A 20,053-nucleotide genomic window follows, 5' to 3' on the forward strand; every position below is an offset into this window, starting at 1 on the left:
GGGTAGACCACCTCGCGGTCCGACTCGACGTGGGTCAGCTTGAAGCGGGCCCCGGTGAGGTTCGGGCCGGAGCGGGCGGCGCCGGAGATCTCCAGGCCCGGATCCGGGCCCGCCCCTCGACAACTCACCACCCCGGTCACCAAGATGTGACGCCGTACCCTCCGTCACATCCTTCACATCCGCACCGGGAGCAGCATCATGGGCCGCCTCACCTCGCACCGCACGGCCCTGCTCGCCGGCCTCACCGCCGTCTCGCTCTCGCTGACCCTCTGCGCCTGCGGCTCCGGCACCGGCGGCGCCCAGGCCGCCCCGACCCCGCTCGAATCGCCCAAGCTCACCGCGGTCGACATCAATCCGCACGACCGTGCCGAGCTCCGCCCGGGCGGCACCCTGCGGGTCGCGGTCGCGCAGTACTCCACCCAGTGGTCGCCGATCCACACCGACGGCAGCGAGTCCTCCACGGTCACCGTCACCAAGCCGCTGCTGCCGACCTTCTTCCGCTCCGACGCGGCCGGCACCCAGAGCATCAACCCGGCCTACCTCCAGGACGCCCGGTCCGAGCTCCGGGACGGCCACCAGGTCGTCACCTGGACGCTCAACCCGAAGGCGAGGTGGTCCGACGGCACCCCGCTCACCTGGCGCGACATCGCGGCCAACTGGCACGCCCTGAACGGGAAGGACCCCGCCTTCAAGGCCTCCAGCAGCACCGGTTTCGAGCTGGTCTCGTCGGTCGAGCGGGGCCGGGACGACTTCCAGGCCGTGATGACCTTCGACAAGCCGTTCTCCGAGTGGCAGTCGATGTTCAACGGCGCCGCCAACGCCCCGCTGCTGCCCGCGAGCCGGATCGCCACCGCGGACCTGTTCAACTCCGCCTACCTGGACGCGATACCGGTCACCGCGGGCCCGTTCAAGGTGGAGAAGCTGGACCGGGCCGCGCAGACCGTCACCCTGGTCGCCGACCCCGGGTGGTGGGGCGAGAAGCCGCTGCTGGACCGGATCGTCTTCCGTGCCATGGTGCCCAACACGATGGCCGCCGCCTTCGCCAAGGGTGAGATCGACTTCTTCAACAACGGCCCCGACGTGGCCGGCTACCAGCTCATCAGGAGCACCAAGGGCGCCACCGTGCGCCGCGCCGGCGGGCCCGACTTCCGCCAGTTCACGCTGAACAGCCGCAGCCCCCTGCTGACCGACCCGGCCGTCCGGCAGGCCCTGTTCCAGGCGATCAACCGGGACGCCATCACCCGCTCCGACCTCAGCGGCCTGGACTGGCCCACCGTCACCCTCAACAACCACCTGCTGGTGGCCAACCAGAACGCCTACCGGGACAACTCGCTCGGCCTGAGCCGGTTCGACCCGGCCGGCGCCGTCCGCAAGCTGGAGACGGCGGGCTGGAAGCTCGACGGTGACGTCCGCAAGAAGGACGGCCGGGAGCTGAACCTGCGGATGGTGATCCCGGCCGGGGTCACCCAGGCCCAGAACGAGGCCGCCGTGACCACCCGGATGCTCAAGGATGTCGGCGTCAAGGTCACCACGGTGACCGCCGCCGCCAACGAGTACTTCGACAAGTACGTCAACCGCCACGACTTCGACATCGCCGCCTACTCGCTGCTCGGCACGCCCTTCCCCGCCAGCGGCAACCGGGCCAACTTCGTCCAGAACGGCGGCACGAACCACTCCCTGGCCGGCAGCGCCACCGTCGACGCCGCCCTCGACCGGGCCGCCGCCGCGACCGACGCGGCCACCGCCTTCGAGGCCATCAACCAGGCCGACGGCGAGCTGTGGAAGGTGGCCGGGGTGCTGCCGCTCTACCAGCGCCCGCAGCTGTACGGCGCCCGCGCCGACCTGGCCAACATCGGCGCGCAGGGCCTGTCCGACATCGTCTGGGAGAACGTCGCCTTCCAGCGGTGAACGGCCGGGCGGGCCGGGCCCCGGGGAGCACGCCCCGGGGCCCGGCCCGCCGACCGGTTCAGCCCGCGCCGATCACGTCCCGGACCTCGGCGAAGTGGCACGCCGAGTCGTGCGCCGCCGGACCGCTGAGCGTGCCGGGCACCGCCAGCAGCGGGACCTCCGTGGCGCAGCGCTCCTCCGCCTTCCAGCAGCGGGTGCGGAACCGGCAGCCGGACGGCGGGTTGGCCGGGGACGGCAGGTCGCCGGTGAGCAGGATGCGCTCGCGCTGCTCCCGCCCGGTCGGGTCCGGCACCGGCACCGCGGAGAGCAGCGCCTGGGTGTACGGGTGGGTCGGGTGCGAGTAGATCTCGTCCTCCGTGCCGATCTCGACCATCTTGCCGAGGTACATCACGCCGACCCGGTCGGAGATGTGCCGGACGATCGAGAGGTCGTGCGCGATGAACATGTACGAGAGTTCGAACTCGCTCTGCAGCTGCTCCAGCAGGTTGATCACCTGCGCCTGGACGGAGACGTCCAGGGCGGAGACCGGCTCGTCGCAGATGATCAGCTCCGGCTTGAGCGCCAGCCCCCGGGCGATGCCGATGCGCTGGCGCTGGCCGCCGGAGAACTGGTGCGGGTACCGGTTGATGTACTCCGGGTTCAGGCCGACGACGTCCAGGAGGTCCTGGACGGCCTTGCGGCGGTCGCCCTTCGGCGCCACCTCCGGGTGGATCTCGAAGGGCTCGCCGATGATGTCGCCGACCGTCATCCGCGGGTTGAGCGAGGTGTACGGGTCCTGGAAGACCATCTGGATGTTGCGGCGCACCGCCTTCAGCCCGGCGCCGGAGAGCCGGGTGATGTCCTGGCCCTTGAACAGCACCTGGCCGGAGGTGGCCCGCTCCAGGTTCATCAGGACCTTGGCCAGCGTGGACTTGCCACAGCCGGACTCGCCGACGATGCCGAGCGTCTCGCCCTTCCTCAGCTCGAAGGAGATGCCGTCGACCGCCTTCACGGCGCCGACCTGCTTCTTGAAGACGATGCCCTGGGTCAGCGGGTAGTACTTGACCAGGTCCCTGACCTCCAGGATGGGCTCAGCCATGGAGGGTCTCCTTCCAGAAGTGGCAGGCGCTGCGGCGGCCCGGCAGATCGGCCCCGTCGGAGTCCAGCACCGGCACCAGCCGCGGGAGTTCGCCGCGGCAGCGGTCCGCCGCCCGGTCGCAGCGCGGGTTGAACGCGCAGCCCTCGGGGATCCGCAGCAGGCTCGGCGGCAGGCCCTGGATGGCGTAGAGGTTCTGGCCCTTCTGGTCCAGCCGGGGAATCGACCGGAGCAGGCCCTTGGTGTAGGGGTGGGCCGGCCGCGCGTACAGCTCGTGCACGGGGGCGGTCTCGACGATCCGGCCCGCGTACATCACGGCGATCTTGTCCGCGACGTCGGCGACCACGCCGAGGTCGTGGGTGATCAGGATCAGGCCCATGTTGAACTCGCCCTGCAGCTCGGCCAGCAGGTCCATCACCTGGGCCTGGACCGTGACGTCCAGGGCGGTGGTCGGTTCGTCCGCGATGATCAGGTCCGGCTCCAGGGCCAGCGCCATCGCGATCATGATGCGCTGGCGCATGCCGCCGGAGAACTGGTGCGGGTAGTCGCCGACGCGCTGCCTGGCGGCGGGGATGCGCACCCGCTCCATCAGCTCGACGGCCCGCTCCTTGGCCTCCTTGCGGGAGGCCCCCTGGTGCACCCGGAACATCTCGCCCAGCTGGTAGCCCACGCTCAGCACCGGGTTCAGCGAGGAGAGCGCGTCCTGGAAGATCATCGCGATTTTCCGGCCGCGGACCGCCCGCCGGGCCTTGGGGCTCATGGTGAGCAGGTCCTCGCCCCGGAACCGGATCGAGCCGGCGGTGATCTTCCCCGGGGGCATGTCCAGGATGCCCATGATCGCCTGCGCGGTCACCGACTTGCCCGAGCCGGACTCCCCCAGCACCGCCAGGGTCTCCCCGGCCGACACCGAGTAGCTCACGCCGTTGACGGCCTTGGCCACGCCGTCCCGGGTGTGGAACTCGATGTGCAGGTCGTCGACCTCCAGGAGCGGCGTTCCGGGCACCAGGTTCTCCCGGCCGCCGCCGATCACCTCCACGGCGTCCCGGCGCGGGGTGCCGTCCTTCGACTGCTTCGACAGCTTCGTCGTGTCACTCATCGTCCGCGGCCCTCCTCAGCGCAGCTTCGGGTCGAGGGCGTCGCGTACCGCGTCGCCGAGCATGATGAACGCCAGCACGGTGATGCTCAGCACCGCGGCCGGGAAGAGCAGCACGTGCGGCGCGGTCAGGAAGCGGGACTGCGCGTCGCTGATCATCAGGCCCCAGGAGATCGCCGGGGACTGGATGCCGATGCCGAGGTACGAGAGCGCGGCCTCGGCACCGATGTAGACGCCCAGGTTGATGGTCGAGACCACGATCACCGGGGCGACCGCGTTCGGCAGGATGTGCCGGGAGACGATCCGCCCGGTGCCGGCGCCGAGCGCCTTGGCCGCGACCACGTAGTCGTTGTGCTTGTTGGAGAGCACCGCCGAGCGCATCAGCCGGTAGATCTGCGGCCAGCCGAGGACGGCCATCACCGCGGAGACGGTCCAGGCGTTGCCCTTGCCCCAGGTGGACATGATCAGCATGCCGCCGAGCAGCAGCGGGATGGCGAAGAAGATCTCGGTGACCCGGGAGAGCAGGCTGTCCCAGATCCCGCCGATCCAGCCGGCCCAGAGGCCCAGCGTGCCGCCGACGGCGACCACCAGCGAGGTGGTCAGGATGCCGACGATGATCGAGTTGCGGGCGCCCCAGACGGTGCGGGTGTAGATGTCGCAGCCCTGGACATCGAAGCCGAACCAGTGGTCGGCGCTGGGCCGCTTCAGCGAGTCGGACAGGTTGCAGAACCCCGCCGAGGTCGGGTCCCCGTCGGTGAACAGGCTCGGGGCGACGGCGAGCGCCACCATGAACAGCGCCAGGAACCCGCCGATCAGGAACAGCGGATTGCGCCGCAGGTCGTACCAGGCGTCGGTCCAGAGGCTGGCCACCCGCTCGTTGCCGGTCCGGCCGGCCTCGGCGTCCTTGGTGAGCACCGCGGTCCCGGGCGCCGCGGAGCCGGGCTGCTCGGGGATCGCCACCTTGGTGTCCTCGCTCTTCGTCGGCTCACTCATAGCGGATCCTCGGGTCCAGAACGGCGTACAGCAGGTCGACCACCAGGTTGGCGAACAGGTAGACGAGCACCAGGGCGCTCACGATGCCCACCACGATGGTGCGTTCGCGCAGGTAGACGGACTGGAAGAGCTGGTGTCCGACTCCGGGGATGTTGAAGATGCCCTCGGTGATGACCGCGCCGCCCATCAGCCCGCCGAGGTCCATGCCCAGGAAGGTGACGATCGGGATCAGCGCGTTGCGCAGGCCGTGCCGGACGACCACCCGCAGCGGGCTGAGGCCCTTGGCGACCGCCGTGCGGACGTAGTCCGCCCGCATCACCTCGATCAGGCTGGTCCGGGTGAGCCGCGCGATGTACGCCAGCGAGGTGGAGGCGAGGACGTAGGCCGGTAGCAGATAGGACCGGAAGCCGGCGTCCTCGTTGAACGAGACCGGGAAGAAGTCGATGCCGTAATCGGTGTTGAGCTTCACCCCGAGCACCAGTTGCAGCACGAAGCCGATCACGAAGACCGGGATCGAGATGACCATCAGGGTCGAGATCAGCACCACGTTGTCGATGAACCTGCCGCGGCGCAGGGCGGCGATCACACCCGCGGTGACACCCACCACCATCTCGATGACCAGCGCGGTCACCGCCAGGTTGATGGTGTACGGGAACGCCGTCTTCATGACGTCCACGACCTCGTTGCCGCGGTAGTCCTCCCCGAAGTCGCCCTTGAACAGGCCGACCAGGTAGTCCCAGTACTGGATGAAGAACGGGTCGTCCAGGTGGTAGCGGTCCCGCAGGACCGCGACGACGGCAGGGTCCTGCCGTTTCTCACCGGCCAGTGCCGTGATGGGGTCGCCAGGCAGCAGGAAGACCAGTGCGTAGATCAGGAACGTCGCGCCGAGGATCACAGGTATGGCCTGGATGATCCGGCGGACCACATAGCGGCCCATGCGGCCTCCTCGTGGTTCGGGGCAGGCCCGTGACGGGCGGCACGGGGGTTGCCCGCGCCACCCGTCCCGGCGTGCCGGTCAGCTGGATGTCGGTCAGGCCAGTTCGACGTTGGCCAGGTCCATCTGTCCCTGGGCGTTGACGTTCACGTTCTTGACGGTCTTGGTGTACGCCGCGGAGGACATGTAGGTGTAGACCGGGATGTACGGCAGGTCCTTGACCAGGATGTCGTCGGCCTGCTGGTAGAGCTTGATGCCCTCGGCGTCGGTCTTGGCCGCGTCCGCCTTGGACAGCAGGGCCTCGAACTCCTCGTTGACGTAGCCGCCGTAGTTGGACCCGTTGTCGATGGCGACCTTGGAGAAGATCGGCCGCAGGTAGTTCTCGATCGACGGGTAGTCCATCGACCAGGCCATCCGGAAGGCGCCGGAGTACTTGTGCTCGCCCAGCGCGGTGAGGATCGCGCCGAACTTCTCGAACGGCTTGAAGGTGACCTGGATCCCCAGGTTCGCCTTGAGCTGGTTGCCGACGGCCTCGATCCACTCCTTGTGGCCGCCGTCGGCGTTGTAGCCGATCTCCAGCGTGTTGCCGGGCAGGCCGCCGGCCTGGGTGAAGAGCGCCTTGGCCTTCGCGGGGTCGTACTTCGCGGCGTCGCCGAGCGCGCCCTGGCGGTACCCGGGAATGATCGGGTTGATGAAGTCGTCGGCGGGCTTGCGGGTGCCCGAGAAGATGGTCTTGGTGATCGATTCCCGGTCTATCGCCATCGAGATCGCCTTGCGGAGGTCCGGACTGGCGAATGCCGGATTCGTCGAGATCGGGAATCCGAGGTAACCGACGCCGGAATCCGGCTTGTAGATGTAGCGGTCGCCGAACTCCTGGGCGACGGTCGCCATCGCCGAGATCGGCAGCTTGTCGGTGATCTGGATGTTGTCCGCTCGCAGATCGTTGTACGCGGTGTCCAGCTTGTCGTAAATCTTGAACGTGACGGAATCCAGCTTGGCCTTTCCGTCGGACGCCGGGAAGTTCTCGAAGCGCTTCACCTTGATCTGCTTGTTGTGCTCCCACTTCCCGTCGATCTGGAACGCGCCGTTGCCGATCGGCGCGTCCTCGAAGGCCTTCGGGTCGGTGAAGAACGCCTTCGGGAGCGGGAAGAACGCGTTGTAGCCGAGCATCGTCTTGAACTGCGAGAACGGCGCCTTGAGGGTGACGGTGAAGGTCTTGTCGTCGACGACCGCGAGGCCCTTGAGCTTGTCGGCGGTGGGCTTCTTGTCCTTGCCGGGGGCCAGCTCGTCGGAGCCGAGGATCTTGTCGAAGAACGGCAGGGCCTCCTGCGCGTTGTCCTGGTTGGCGCCGTAGTTCCAGGCGTCGACGAAGGACTGGGCGGTCACCTTCTCGCCGTTGTGGAAGGTGTAGCCGTCCTTCAGCTTGATCGTCCAGGTGGTGGCGTCCTGGCTCTCGATCGACTCGGCGACCCGGAGCTTGGGCGAGTTGTCCTTGATGTCGTAGTCGACCAGGCCCGCGAAGATCGCGTTGAGCACCTCGGCACCCTCGGACTCGGAGGTGTTCTGGGGCACCAGCCCGTGCTGCGGCTCACCCAGCTCGACGCTGATCGAGCCACCCTTCTTGCCCGACCCGGCGCCGCTCGCCTCGCTGGAGGACTTCTTGTCGCCGCCGGTGCTGCAGGCGGAGATCGCGAGTGCGGCGCACGCCGCGAGCGCGGTCCAACGCATGGTCTTGGTGAGCCTCATTCAAGTGCCTCTCGATTTAGGGGCTTACGAACGAACGGCGCCTCGCCAGTCGGTGTGCCGGGCATGGCAAGGGTCGACATCTCAGGGCCGATCCGCACAGTTGGCGAGGTGACCACTGATACGCGCAGAGCAACTATCGATCACCCGACCCCTCCGGCGGAATCCGCCTCACATCTCTTTTCAATTACATGCTCAGACCAAGTCATGACAATGCTCGCCAAATTCCGGCATATCGAACCTGGAATGCCGCGTTCCGGTTTCCGGATAACGAACAATAAGCTCCGGTATTCGATGCTTTACGGAGCGTAATGATCATTTCCGGGCCGGGAATTCCGGCGTTTCCGCAGGACAACGCAAGGACGCGCCCTCCGGAGGGAGGACGCGCCCTTGGTGCGTGGTCAGGACAACTGTGTCAACTGGATTCGGGTGGGGGCTCCGGCGTGCCCGCCGCGCCCTCCCCACCGTCCGGGCCCCCGCGCTCCGCCGCGAAGTGGCAGGCCGAGTCGTGCCGGGCGTGCCCGTCCAGCCAGGCCGGGGCGGCCAACAGCGGCACCTCCACGGCGCACCTGTCCCGCGCCTTCCAGCAGCGGGTGCGGAACCGGCAGCCGGACGGCGGGTTGGCCGGCGACGGCACGTCCCCGACGAGCACGATCCGGTCCCGGGACTCGCGCGCCGTCGGGTCCGGCACCGGCACCGCGGAGAGCAGCGCCTGGGTGTACGGATGCGTCGCGTGGTCGTAGATCTCCCGGTCGGAGCCGATCTCCACCATCTTGCCCAGGTACATCACGCCGACCCGGTCGGAGATGTGCCGGACGATCGAGAGGTCGTGCGCGATGAACATGTACGAGAGGTTGAACTCGCCCTGCAGCTGCTCCAGCAGGTTGATCACCTGCGCCTGGACGGAGACGTCCAGCGCCGAGACCGGCTCGTCACAGATGATCACCTCCGGCTTGAGCGCCAGCCCCCGGGCGATGCCGATGCGCTGGCGCTGGCCGCCGGAGAACTGGTGCGGGTACCGGTTGATGTACTCCGGGTTCAGACCCACCACGTCCAGCAGGTCCTGGACGGCCCGGCGCCGGTCGCCCTTCGGCGCCACCTCGGAGTGGATCTCGTACGGCTCGCCGATGATGTCACCGACCGTCATCCGCGGGTTGAGCGAGGTGTACGGGTCCTGGAACACCATCTGGATGTTGCGCCGCACCGCCTTCAGGGCGGAGCCGGAGAGCCGGGAGATCTCCTCCCCCTTGTAGCGCACCGATCCGCCGGTGGCCGGCTCCAGGTTCATCAGCACCTTGGCCAGCGTGGACTTCCCGCAGCCGGACTCCCCCACGATGCCGAGCGTCTCCCCCTGCATCAGGTCGAAGCTGACCCCGTCGACCGCTTTCACGGCGCCGACCTGCTTCTTGAAGACGACGCCCCTCGTCAGCGGGAAGTGCTTGACCAGGTCCTGGACTTCGAGGATCGGTTCGCCCGGCCGCACGGCCTGCGCGAACGCCTCCTCCTTGGGCACCGCGGGCCCGAGCGGGCTAGCCATGGAGGGTCTCCTTCCAGAAGAAGCAGGCACTGCCCCGCCCGGCCAGCTCGCTGCCGTCGTCCGCGGTGACCTGGAAGAGCTCGGGCACCTCGGCCCGGCAGATGTCCTGGGCGCGCGGGCAGCGCGGGTTGAACGCGCAACCCGGCGGGATCCGCAGCAGGTTGGGCGGCAGCCCCTTGATCGCGTAGAGCTCCTGGCCCTTCTGGTCCAGCCGCGGGATCGAGTCCAGCAGGCCCCGGGTGTACGGGTGGGCCGGCCGCGCGTACAGCTCGTGCACGGGGGCGGTCTCGACGATCCGGCCCGCGTACATCACGGCGATCTTGTCCGCGACGTCGGCGACCACGCCGAGGTCGTGGGTGATCAGGATCAGCCCCATGTGGAACTCGGCCTGCAGCTCGGCCAGCAGGTCCATCACCTGCGCCTGCACGGTCACGTCCAGCGCGGTGGTCGGCTCGTCCGCGATGATCAGGTCCGGTTCCAGGGCCAGCGCCATCGCGATCATGATGCGCTGGCGCATGCCGCCGGAGAACTGGTGCGGATAGTCGTTGACCCGCTCCTTCGCCGCCGGGATGCGCACCCGGTCCATCAGCTCGACGGCCTTGGCCTTGGCCTCCTTGCGCGACGCCCCGTGGTGGGCCCGGAACATCTCGCCGAGCTGGAAGCCCACGCTCAGCACCGGGTTCAGCGAGGAGAGCGCGTCCTGGAAGATCATCGCGATCTTCTGGCCGCGGATCTTCCGGCGCTCCTCCTTGCCCATCGTCAACATGTCCCGGCCCCGGAAGCGGATCTCGCCCTGCGGGATGCGGGCCGGGGGCATGTCCAGGATGCCCATGATCGCCTGCGCGGTCACCGACTTGCCCGAACCGGACTCCCCCAGCACCGCCAGGGTCTCCCCCGCCCGGACGCTGTAGTTGACCCCGTTGACCGCCTTCGCCACGCCGTCCCGGGTGACGAACTCGACGTGCAGGTCCCGGACGTCCAGCAGCGGCCCCTCGTAGGGCGTCTCCCGCTGGGGCTTGCCGGTGTCGACAGCTGTGGTCACGATGAGTCCCCTCGCTCAGCGAAGCTTCGGGTCGAGGGCGTCGCGCACCGCGTCACCCAGCATGATGAAGGCCAGCACGGTGATCGAGAGCGCCACGGCCGGGAAGAACAGCACGTACGGGGCCGTCCGGATGACCTTCTGGGCGGAGGCGATGTCGATGCCCCAGGAGATGGTCGGATCCTGCAGGCCGATGCCGAGGAAGCTCAGCGTGGCCTCGGTCGCGATGTAGCCGCCCAACGCGATCGTGGCGACGACGATCACCGGCGCGATCGCGTTCGGCAGGATGTGCCGGAACATCAACCGCCCGGTGCTCGCGCCGAGCGCCCGGCCGGCCACCACGTAGTCGGACTGTTTGACGGTCAGGACGGCCCCGCGCATGACGCGCGCGATCTGCGTCCAGCCGAGCACCGCGAGCGCGATGACCACGCTCCACACCGTGCGGGCGGAGAACGCGCCCAGCAGGACCAGCGCGCCGAGCAGCAGCGGGATGCCGAAGAAGATGTCGACGACGCGGGAGATCACGGCGTCCACCGCGCCGCCGAAGTACCCGGCGACCATCCCGGTCAGCCCGCCGAGCAGGGTGACCCCCAGGGTCACGAAGATGCCGACGGTGATCGAGGCGCGGGCCCCGTAGACCACCCGGGCGTAGATGGACCGGCCCTGGCCGTCGTAGCCGAACCAGCCGGCGCCGAAGAAGTCCGACCAGTCCGGGCGCTTGAGGTAGTCGTTGACCAGGTCGGCCTTGCGCGGATCGGCGTCGGTGAAGGCCCAGGGGAAGATCGCCATCACGACCAGCAGGAGGATCAGGATCGCCGAGATCAGGAAGATCGGCCGGCGCCGCAGGTCCCGCCAGGCGTCGCCCCACAGGCTGCGGGCCTCCTCCCGCTTGGCCGGATCGCCCTCGACCAGGGTCTCCTGCTCGACCGCCATGCCCTGCTCGCCGGCGTAGTCCAGGTGGTCGAGGCCCGGGGCCGCGTGCGGCTTGAACTCGCCCTCGTCATGCAGGTCAGGCATAACGGATCCTCGGGTCCAGGACCGCGTAGAGCAGGTCGACGATCAGGGAGGCGACCAGGTAGACGATCACCAGGACGGTCACGATGCCGACCACGGTGGGGCCCTCCTTCTGGTTGATCGCCCGGTACAGCACGTTGCCGATGCCCTGGACGTTGAAGATGCCCTCCGTGACGATCGCACCGCCCATCAGCGCGCCCAGGTCGGTCCCGAGGAAGGTGACCACCGGGATCAGCGAGTTGCGGAGCAGGTGGCGGGTGATGACGGTGCGCCGGGGCAGGCCCTTGGCGACCGCCGTGCGCATGTAGTCCGCCCGCAGGTTCTCCCCGATCGAGGTCCGGGTGAGCCGGGCGACGTAGGCGAGGGAGAGCGATCCCAGCACGATCGCGGGCAGGATCAGCTGGGAGAGGTCCTTGGAGTCCTGCACGGTCGGGGTGACCCAGCCCAGGTTGGTCGCGAAGATCGTCTGGGCGATGTAGGCCAGCACGAACACCGGGATCGAGATCACCACCAGGGTCAGGACCAGCACCAGGGTGTCCTGGACGCTGCCGCGCCTGAGGCCGGAGACCAGGCCGAGCGCCAGCCCGACGATCAGCTCGAAGGCGAAGGCCATCAGCGCCAGCCGGATGGTGACCGGGAAGGCGTCCGCCATGATGTCGGTGACCGACCGGCCGGTGAAGCTCGTCCCGAAGTCGCCCTGGAAGAGGTTCCCCATGTAGTGCAGGTACTGCTTCCACAGCGGCTGGTCGAGGTAGTACTTGTGCTTCAGATTGGCCACCACCGCCGGGTCCGCGGCCTTGTCCCCGAAGAGCGCCGCGACCGGGTCCCCGGGCAGCGTGTAGACCATCAGGAAGATCAGGAATGTGGAGCCGAAGAACACCGGGATCATCTGCAGCACCCGCCGCAGCACATAACTTCCCATCCGAGCCTCCTTCCTAGGTGACTGGTCGGCCCGTGACCGGGTGCGCAGGGCCGCGTGGGGGTCGAGTGCCCGGGCCCCGCCCTCCGTGCGGGGAGGGCGGGGCCGGCGCGAGGGGCTGGATCAGCCCTTGACCTCGACCTGGGTCCAGGCCGGGTTGCCGAAGGAGTCGAACTTCACGTTCTGGACGTTCGCCGAGTAGCCCGAGTTGGTGCGGTAGTACCAGAGCGGGATGGCCGGCATGTCGTTCGCCAGCACCGTCTCCGCCTTCTGGTAGCCCGTCACGGTGTCCGCCACGCTGGCCGCCTGGTCCGCCTCGGTGGCCAGCTGGTCGAACTGCGGGCTGCTGTAGCCGAAGTCGTTGGACGCGGCGCCGGTGCGGTAGACGTCGGCCATGAAGTTGGCGTTCAGCGGGTAGTCCTGCACCCAGCCGGTGCGGAAGGCGCCGTTGATCTGGTGCCCGGTGATCGCCGCGCGGGCGGTCTTGAAGTCGGGCTTCGGGTCACCCACGCAGTCCACGCCGGTGCTCTGCCGGATCGAGTTGCAGACCGCGTCCACCCACTCCTTGTGGCCGCCGTCGGCGTTGTAGGTGATCGTCAGCTTGTTGCCGGGGACGCCGCCGCCCTCGGTGATCAGCTGCTTGGCCTTGGTGGCGTCGAAGGTGCAGTTGTCGCCGCACTGGCCGGCCTTGTAGCCCTCGACGCCCTCGGCGACCCACGCGGAGGCCGGCTTGCGCGAGCCCTGCAGCACGGTCTTCGTGATGGTGTCGCGGTCGATCGCCATCGACAGCCCCTGACGGACCTTCGCTTTGTCCGGGCCGGCCCAGTCCGGCTGGTAGAGCGTGAAGCCGATGTTCTGGATCGCACCCTGCGGCGAGTCGATCGCCCGGTCGCCCAGGTCGCTCTTGTACGTCGCCAGCGCGGACGGCGGCACCTGGTCCATCACGTCGAGGTTGTTGGACTGCAGGTCCGCGTAGGCGGCCTCGGACGTGTTGTACATCTTGAAGACGATGCCGCCGTTCTTCGGCTTGTCCACGCCCTGGTAGTTCGGGTACGCCTTGGTCACCACCTGCTGGTTGTGGCTCCAGCTGACGAACTGGTAGGCGCCGTTGCCCACCGGCTTCTGCCCGAACCCGGTCGGGTCGCTGAAGAAGGCGGTCGGCAGCGGGGAGAAGGCGATGTAGCCCAGCTTGTACTCGAAGTACGAGACCTTGGTGTGCAGCTTGATGGTGAAGTGCGTGTCGTCCACGACGGTCAGGCCGGACATCGCGGTGGCGGTCGGCTGGCCGCTGGCCGGGTGGACGTCCTGGTAGCCCTCGATGTCCGAGAACCAGGAGCTGTTGATCTGGTTGTTGCTGGTGGTCGCGCCCCAGTTCCAGGCGTCGACGAAGTTCTTCGAGGTGACCGGGGTGCCGTCGTGGAACGTCCAGCCGGTCTTCAGGGTGACGTTGAAGGTCTGCGAGTCGCTGGTCTCGATCGAGTCCGCGACCTGCATCCGGATCTTCGCGTTGCTGGGGTCGTAGTCCACCAGCCCCTTGAACAGGTTCTGCAGGATGCGGCCGCCGCCGGTCTCGTTCGCGTTCGCGGGCTGCAAGGGGTTCTGCGGCTCACTGCTCTGGTAGCTGAAGGTCTTGCCGCTGTCCGACGAACTACTGCCTCCGCCGCTACTGCTGCACCCACTGGCCACCAGGGCCACAGATGTCGCAGCGGCGAGGACCCATCGAGCGCGAGTGGCTGCGGGCATGGAGGTCCCTCCTCAAGGTGTGTGTCGCATCACACCCCATGAGAAGCGCGGTGGCCCGGCGGCGCGAGCCAGGTACCCCCGGACGGGTGCAGCGGACCCCGCCCGGGGTTGACGCCGCCACAGGACCGCGAAACGCCGGAAGGGCCCGCGGCTTCGACAGCCGCGAGCCCTTCCGGGCAACGCCTCGGGGATCAGACGGCGGCGGCCGTCTCCCGGACCTCGGCGAAGTGGCAGGCCGACTCGTGGGCCGCCGCGCCGCTGAGCGTGCTGGGCACCGCCAGCAGCGGGACCTCGGTGGCGCAGCGCTCCTCCGCCTTCCAGCAGCGGGTGCGGAACCGGCAGCCGGACGGCGGGTTGGCCGGCGAGGGGATGTCGCCGGTCAGGATGATCCGGTCCCGGGACTCGCGCGCCGTCGGGTCCGGCACCGGCACTGCGGAGAGCAGCGCCTGGGTGTACGGGTGCGTGGCGTTCTCGTAGATCGCCTCGTCCGAGCCGATCTCCACCATCTTGCCCAGGTACATCACGCCGACGCGGTCGGAGATGTGCCGGACGATCGAGAGGTCGTGCGCGATGAACATGTACGAGAGCTCGAACTCGCTCTGCAGCTGGTCCAGCAGGTTGATCACCTGCGCCTGGACGGAGACGTCCAGGGCGGAGACCGGCTCGTCGCAGATGATGATCTCGGGCTTGAGCGCGAGGCCGCGGGCGATGCCGATGCGCTGGCGCTGACCGCCGGAGAACTGGTGCGGGTACCGGTTGATGTACTCCGGGTTCAGGCCGACGACGTCCAGGAGGTCCTGGACGGCCTTGCGGCGGTCGCCCTTGGGAGCCACCTCGGGGTGGATCTCGAAGGGCTCCCCGATGATGTCGCCGACCGTCATGCGCGGGTTGAGCGAGGTGTACGGGTCCTGGAACACCATCTGGATGTTCCGGCGGACCGCCTTCAGGGCGGAGCCGGACAGCTTGGAGATGTCCTCGCCCTTGAACAGCACCTGGCCGGAGGTGGCCCGCTCCAGGTTCATCAGCACCTTGGCCAGCGTGGACTTGCCACAGCCGGACTCGCCGACGATGCCGAGCGTCTCGCCCTTCATCAGCTCGAAGGAGATGCCGTCGACCGCCTTCACCGCGCCGACCTGCTTCTTGAAGACGATGCCCTGGGTCAGCGGGTAGTGCTTGACCAGGTCCTTGACCTCCAGGATGGGCTCAGCCATGGAGGGTCTCCTTCCAGAGGTGGCACGCGCTGCGGCGGCCGGTGAGCTCCGTGCCGTCCTTGTCGGTCACCTGGTGCAGCTTCGGGATCTCCGTGCGGCACTGGTCGGTGGCGACGTCACAGCGGGGGTTGAACGCGCAGCCGGCCGGGACCTTCAGCAGGTTCGGGGGCAGGCCCTTGATCGCGTACAGCTCCTGGCCCTTCTGGTCCAGGCGCGGGATGGAGCGGAGCAGGCCCTTGGTGTACGGGTGCGCGGGGTTGGCGTAGAGGTCGTGGACCGGGGCGGTCTCGACGATCCGGCCGGCGTACATCACGGCGATCTTGTCCGCGACGTCGGCGACCACGCCGAGGTCGTGGGTGATCAGGATCAGGCCCATGTTGTACTCGGCCTGCAGCTCCGCGAGGAGGTCCATCACCTGGGCCTGGACGGTGACGTCCAGGGCGGTGGTGGGCTCGTCGGCGATGATCAGGTCGGGCTCCATGGAGAGCGCCATCGCGATCATGATGCGCTGGCGCATGCCGCCGGAGAACTGGTGCGGGTAGTCGCCGACGCGCTGCTTGGCGGCGGGGATGCGCACCCGCTCCATCAGCTCGACGGCCTTGGCCCGGGCGTCCTTCTTGGACATGCCCTTGTGCACCCGGAACATCTCGCCGAGCTGGTCGCCCACGGTCATCACGGGGTTCAGCGAGGAGAGCGCGTCCTGGAAGATCATCGCGATCTTCTGGCCGCGGATCAGCCGGCGCTGCTCCTCCTTCATGGCGAGCATGTCCTCGCCGCGGAAGAGGATCTGGCCCTGGCTGATCTTGCCGGGCGGCATGTCCAGGATGCCCATGATGGTCTGGGCGGTCACCGACTTGCCGGAGCCGGACTCACCCAGCACCGCCAGGGTCTCGCCGGCGGAAACGGAGTAGTTGACGCCGTTCACGGCCTTGGCGACGCCGTCCCGGGTGTGGAACTCCACGTGGAGGTCACGGACCTCCAGCAGCGGGGTGCCGATTTCGAGGCGGCCGCTCTTCTGGTTCTTCTCGATCACGGTGGTCATCGGGTCGTCACCTCTTCTCTCAGCGGAGCTTCGGGTCGAGGGCGTCGCGCACCGCGTCGCCGAGCATGATGAACGCCAGCACCGTGACGCTCAGCACCGCGGACGGGAAGAGCAGCACGTGCGGGGCGGTCAGGAAGCGGGGCTGGGCGTCGCTGATCATCAGGCCCCAGGAGATCTCCGGGGACTGGACACCGATGCCCAGGTAGGACAGGGCGGCCTCGGCACCGATGTACACACCCAGGCTGATCGCGGAGACCACGATCACCGGCGCGATGGCGTTCGGCAGGATGTGCCGGAAGGTGATCCGGAAGCTGCCGGCGCCGAGCGCCTTGGCCGCCATCACGTAGTCGTTGTGCTTGTTGGCCAGCACGGAGGCGCGCATGATGCGGAAGATCTGCGGCCAGCCGAGCACGGCCATCACGACGGAGACGGTGTAGGCGTTGCCCTTGCCGAGCATCGACATGATCAGCATGCCGCCGAGCAGCAGCGGGATGGAGAAGAAGATCTCGGTGAAGCGCGACAGGATGCTGTCGACCATGCCGCCGACCCAGCCGGCCAGCAGGCCGAGCAGGGCGCCGATCACGGTCACCGTGGTGGTGGTGAGCACACCGACGATGATCGAGTTGCGGGCACCCCAGATGGTGCGGGTGTAGACGTCACAGCCCTGCACGTCGAAGCCGAACCAGTGCTCGGCGCTCGGGCGCTTCAGGGAGTTGGCCAGGTCGCACGCGTCGCCCGAGAGCGGGCTGCCGTCGGTGAACAGCTGCGGCACGGCGGCGATCACCAGCAGGGCGGAGACGAGCACCGCGCCGATGATGAAGACCGGGTTGCGGCGCAGGTCGCGCAGTGCGTCGGACCAGAGGCTGGCGACGCGCTCGGGCTTCTGCTTCTTCTCCGGCGCGGCCTTCGGGGTCTTGTCCTCGGGCGCCTCGCTGCCCACGGTGATGGTGTCACTCATAGCGGATCCTCGGGTCGAGCACGGCGTACAGCAGGTCCACGAGCAGGGTGGTGATCAGGTAGATCATCACCAGCAGGGTGACCATGCCGACGATCACCGTGCCCTGCTTCTGGTACACGGACTGGGCCAGCAGGCCGCCGATGCCGTGCATGTTGAAGATCTTCTCGGTGATGACCGCGCCACCCATCAGACCGCCGAGGTCGGCACCGAGGAAGGTGACGATCGGGATCAGCGCGTTGCGCAGGGCGTGGCGGCCGATCACCCGACGGCGCTTCAGACCCTTGGCGACCGCGGTGCGGACGTAGTCCGCGCGCATGGTCTCCATCAGGCTGGTGCGGGTCAGTCGGGCGACGTACGCGAGCGAGGTCGACGCCAGCACGAAGGCCGGCAGCAGGTAGGCCCGCAGTCCGTCCTCCTCGTTGAAGGAGACCGGGAAGAAGTCGACGCCGTAGTCGGTCTTGAGCTTCACGCCCAGCACCAGCTGGAGCACGAAGCCGGTGACGAAGACCGGGATCGAGATGACGAACAGCGTGCTGATGAGCACCAGCTGGTCGATGAACTTGCCCTTGCGCAGGGCCGCCATGACACCCGCCAGCACGCCGATGACTGCCTCCATGATGAAGGCGACCAGGGCGAGGTTGACGGTGTACGGGAACGCCTCGCTGATCATGTCGGTCACGGAGCGACCGGTCAGGCTCTCGCCGAGGTTCCCCTGGAAGACCCCTGAGATGTAGTTCCAGTACTGCAGCAGGAAGGGGTCGTTCAGGTGGTACTTCTGGCGGATCATTTCCGCCACGAGCGGGTCGGCTCGCTTCTCACCGGCCAGCGCCTGCACCGGGTCACCGGGCAGATAGTGAACCAGGGCATAGATCAGCAGAGTCGCACCGAGCAGGACAGGGATCGCCTGTATCAGTCGGCGGATGACATAGCGGCCCATCAGACCTCCACACTTTCAAGCAAGGAAGGGAGGCGGGAGAACCGGGACTGTAGTCCGGTCCGCCCGCCCCCGTTCGTCTGACTACCGGATCAGCCGGCGAGCTCGACCTCGTCCAGGTTCATGCGGCCCTGGGCGTCGGTGTCGAAGTTCTTGATCTTCTTGCTGTACGCGGCGGAGGACATGTAGGTGTACACCGGGATGTACGGCAGGTCCTGCACCAGGATGTCGTCGGCCTGCTGGTACAGCTTCTGGCCCTCGTCCTGGGTCTTCGCCTGGTCGGCCTGGTTCAGCAGGTCCTCGAACTTGTCGTTGACGTAGCCGCCGTAGTTCGAGCCGTTCTCGATCGCGACCTTGGAGAAGATCGGACGGAGGTAGTTCTCGATCGACGGGTAGTCCATCGACCACGCCATGCGGAAGGCGCCCGAGTACTGCTTCTCGCCCAGCGCGTCGAGGATCTTGCCGAACTTCTCGAACGGCTTGGTGGTGACCTCGATGCCCAGGTTCTTCTTCAGCTGGTTCGCGACGGCCTCGATCCACTCCTTGTGGCCACCGTCGGCGTTGTAGCCCAGCTCGATGGTGTTGCCGGGAACACCGCCGGCCTGGTCGAAGAGCGCCTTGGCCTTGGCCGGGTCGTACTTCGCCGCGTCGCCCATGGCGCCCTTGCGGTAACCCGGGATCAGCGGGTTGATGAAGTCGTCGGCCGGGACGCGGGTGCCCGAGAAGATCGTCTTGGTGATCGCCTCGCGGTCGATCGCCATCGAGATCGCCTTGCGGATCTCCGGCTTGCCGTAGGTGGCCGGGTTGGTGGCGATCGGGAAGCCGATGTAGCCGACGCCGGACTCCGGCTTGTAGATGTAGCGGTCGCCGAACTCGCCCTTGACGCTCGACAGGGCCGAGATCGGCAGCTTGTCGGTGGCCTGGATGTTGTCGGCGCGCAGGTCGTTGTACGCGGTGTCCAGGTTGTCGTAGATCTTGAAGGTGACGCCCTGGAGCTTCGCCTTGCCGTCCGAGGCAGGGAAGTTCTCGTAGCGCTTGACCTTGATCTGCTTGTTGTGCTCCCAGGCGCCGTCCATCTCGAACGGGCCGTTGCCGATCGGCTTGTCGGCGAACGCCTTCGGGTCGGTGAAGAACGCCTTGGGCAGCGGGTAGAACGCGTTGTAGCCCAGCATGGTCTTGAACTGGGAGAACGGCTGCGTCAGGGCGACGGTGAAGGTCTTGTCGTCGACGACCGTCAGGCCCTTGAGCTTGTCGGTGGTCGGCTTCTTGTCCTTGCCCGGGGCCAGGTCCTCGGAGCCCTCGATCTTGGCGAAGAACGGCAGGCCCTCGGCCGCGTTGTCCTGGTTGGCGCCCCAGTTCCAGGCGTCGACGAACGACTGGGCGGTCACCTTCTCACCGTTGTGGAAGGTGTAGCCGTCCTTCAGCTTGATCGTCCAGAGCTTGCTGTCGGCGCTCTCGATCGACTCGGCGACGCGCAGCTTCGGCTCGTTGGTCTTGTTGTCGTACTCGACCAGGCCGGCGAAGACGGCACCGAGAACCTCGGCACCCTCGGACTCCGCGGTGTTCTGGGGAACCAGACCGTGCTGCGGCTCGCCGAGCTGGACGGCGATGGTGCCGCCGCCGGAAGAGGCCTTGTCACTGCTCTTCGAGCTGGTGCTGCAAGCGGTCGCCGCGAGGGCGATAGCGGTCGCCGCGACGATCCACTTGGTCTGGGTTGCACCGCGCATGGGGGATGCCTCCTGAAATCGACTTTCCAACGAGGAGAGCACCACGGTCGGCTGACGCCGCTTCCGTTGTGCCGTCCGCGCTCGTGGTTTCGGCGCGCACCCCTGCGCGTTAACCCTTGACCCGAGCCTGACTGCACCCACTATCCGTCACGCACGGACACGAAAGTGACCACTAGCGATCTC

At 67.9% G+C, this 20,053-nt stretch carries 16 protein-coding genes; 1 reads left to right on the plus strand and 15 read right to left on the minus strand.

Annotated elements, in window-relative coordinates:
• Window positions 1-198: 198 nt before the first annotated feature.
• Window positions 199-1,908: an ABC transporter family substrate-binding protein gene (locus ABZ495_RS30345; protein ID WP_359811974.1), complete on the plus strand. Its 1,710-nt coding sequence runs from the start codon at window positions 199-201 to the stop codon at window positions 1,906-1,908.
• Between the two features lie 58 nt (window positions 1,909-1,966).
• On the opposite strand, the gene ABZ495_RS30350 is transcribed toward ABZ495_RS30345, so the two are convergent.
• From ABZ495_RS30350 to ABZ495_RS30420, 15 genes are all read right to left on the minus strand, one after another.
• Complete coding sequence (locus ABZ495_RS30350; RefSeq protein ID WP_359811971.1) at window positions 1,967-2,986, minus strand: dipeptide ABC transporter ATP-binding protein; 1,020 nt, start codon at window positions 2,984-2,986, stop codon at window positions 1,967-1,969.
• Window positions 2,979-4,079 carry an ABC transporter ATP-binding protein gene (locus ABZ495_RS30355; RefSeq protein WP_359839095.1) on the minus strand — a complete coding sequence of 367 codons (1,101 nt, stop codon included), beginning with the start codon at window positions 4,077-4,079 and terminating at the stop codon, window positions 2,979-2,981. Before ABZ495_RS30355 ends, ABZ495_RS30350 begins: the two co-directional genes overlap by 8 nt.
• Before the next feature lie 15 nt (window positions 4,080-4,094).
• Window positions 4,095-5,069: an ABC transporter permease gene (locus tag ABZ495_RS30360; RefSeq protein WP_329489448.1), complete on the minus strand. Its 975-nt coding sequence runs from the start codon at window positions 5,067-5,069 to the stop codon at window positions 4,095-4,097.
• Window positions 5,062-6,006, minus strand: coding sequence for an ABC transporter permease (locus ABZ495_RS30365; protein WP_359811967.1), 945 nt, complete (start codon window positions 6,004-6,006; stop codon window positions 5,062-5,064). Before ABZ495_RS30365 ends, ABZ495_RS30360 begins: the two co-directional genes overlap by 8 nt.
• A 93-nt stretch (window positions 6,007-6,099) precedes the next feature.
• A complete protein-coding gene (locus ABZ495_RS30370) occupies window positions 6,100-7,749 on the minus strand; it encodes an ABC transporter substrate-binding protein (protein ID WP_359839097.1) in 1,650 nt (549 codons plus the stop codon).
• 412 nt (window positions 7,750-8,161) lie between these two features.
• The gene (locus tag ABZ495_RS30375) at window positions 8,162-9,283 is read right to left on the minus strand and encodes a dipeptide ABC transporter ATP-binding protein (RefSeq protein WP_359811961.1); all 1,122 of its coding nucleotides are present in this window, start codon (window positions 9,281-9,283) and stop codon (window positions 8,162-8,164) included.
• Window positions 9,276-10,325 carry an ABC transporter ATP-binding protein gene (locus ABZ495_RS30380; protein ID WP_329489444.1) on the minus strand — a complete coding sequence of 350 codons (1,050 nt, stop codon included), beginning with the start codon at window positions 10,323-10,325 and terminating at the stop codon, window positions 9,276-9,278. The genes ABZ495_RS30375 and ABZ495_RS30380 overlap by 8 nt, the downstream gene beginning before the upstream one ends.
• 15 nt (window positions 10,326-10,340) lie before the next feature.
• Window positions 10,341-11,255 carry an ABC transporter permease gene (locus ABZ495_RS30385; protein WP_352290041.1) on the minus strand — a complete coding sequence of 305 codons (915 nt, stop codon included), beginning with the start codon at window positions 11,253-11,255 and terminating at the stop codon, window positions 10,341-10,343.
• 76 nt (window positions 11,256-11,331) lie between these two features.
• Window positions 11,332-12,258, minus strand: coding sequence for an ABC transporter permease (locus ABZ495_RS30390; RefSeq protein WP_329489443.1), 927 nt, complete (start codon window positions 12,256-12,258; stop codon window positions 11,332-11,334).
• A 120-nt stretch (window positions 12,259-12,378) separates the two neighbouring features.
• Entirely contained in the window at window positions 12,379-13,998 is a 1,620-nt protein-coding gene (locus ABZ495_RS30395; RefSeq protein ID WP_359811957.1) for an ABC transporter substrate-binding protein, read from the minus strand.
• Window positions 13,999-14,189: 191 nt separating this feature from the next.
• Complete coding sequence (locus ABZ495_RS30400; RefSeq protein WP_359805982.1) at window positions 14,190-15,209, minus strand: dipeptide ABC transporter ATP-binding protein; 1,020 nt, start codon at window positions 15,207-15,209, stop codon at window positions 14,190-14,192.
• Window positions 15,202-16,251 carry an ABC transporter ATP-binding protein gene (locus ABZ495_RS30405; protein ID WP_329489440.1) on the minus strand — a complete coding sequence of 350 codons (1,050 nt, stop codon included), beginning with the start codon at window positions 16,249-16,251 and terminating at the stop codon, window positions 15,202-15,204. The genes ABZ495_RS30400 and ABZ495_RS30405 overlap by 8 nt, the downstream gene beginning before the upstream one ends.
• Window positions 16,252-16,270: 19 nt before the next feature.
• Window positions 16,271-17,209: an ABC transporter permease gene (locus tag ABZ495_RS30410; protein ID WP_329489439.1), complete on the minus strand. Its 939-nt coding sequence runs from the start codon at window positions 17,207-17,209 to the stop codon at window positions 16,271-16,273.
• Window positions 17,202-18,146, minus strand: coding sequence for an ABC transporter permease (locus ABZ495_RS30415; protein ID WP_352290007.1), 945 nt, complete (start codon window positions 18,144-18,146; stop codon window positions 17,202-17,204). The genes ABZ495_RS30410 and ABZ495_RS30415 overlap by 8 nt, the downstream gene beginning before the upstream one ends.
• 89 nt (window positions 18,147-18,235) lie before the next feature.
• Window positions 18,236-19,870 carry an ABC transporter substrate-binding protein gene (locus tag ABZ495_RS30420; RefSeq protein WP_359805985.1) on the minus strand — a complete coding sequence of 545 codons (1,635 nt, stop codon included), beginning with the start codon at window positions 19,868-19,870 and terminating at the stop codon, window positions 18,236-18,238.
• Window positions 19,871-20,053 lie beyond the last annotated feature (183 nt).

This window comes from Kitasatospora sp. NPDC005748 (genome assembly GCF_040630735.1).
In the GTDB taxonomy this organism is placed as follows: domain Bacteria; phylum Actinomycetota; class Actinomycetes; order Streptomycetales; family Streptomycetaceae; genus Kitasatospora.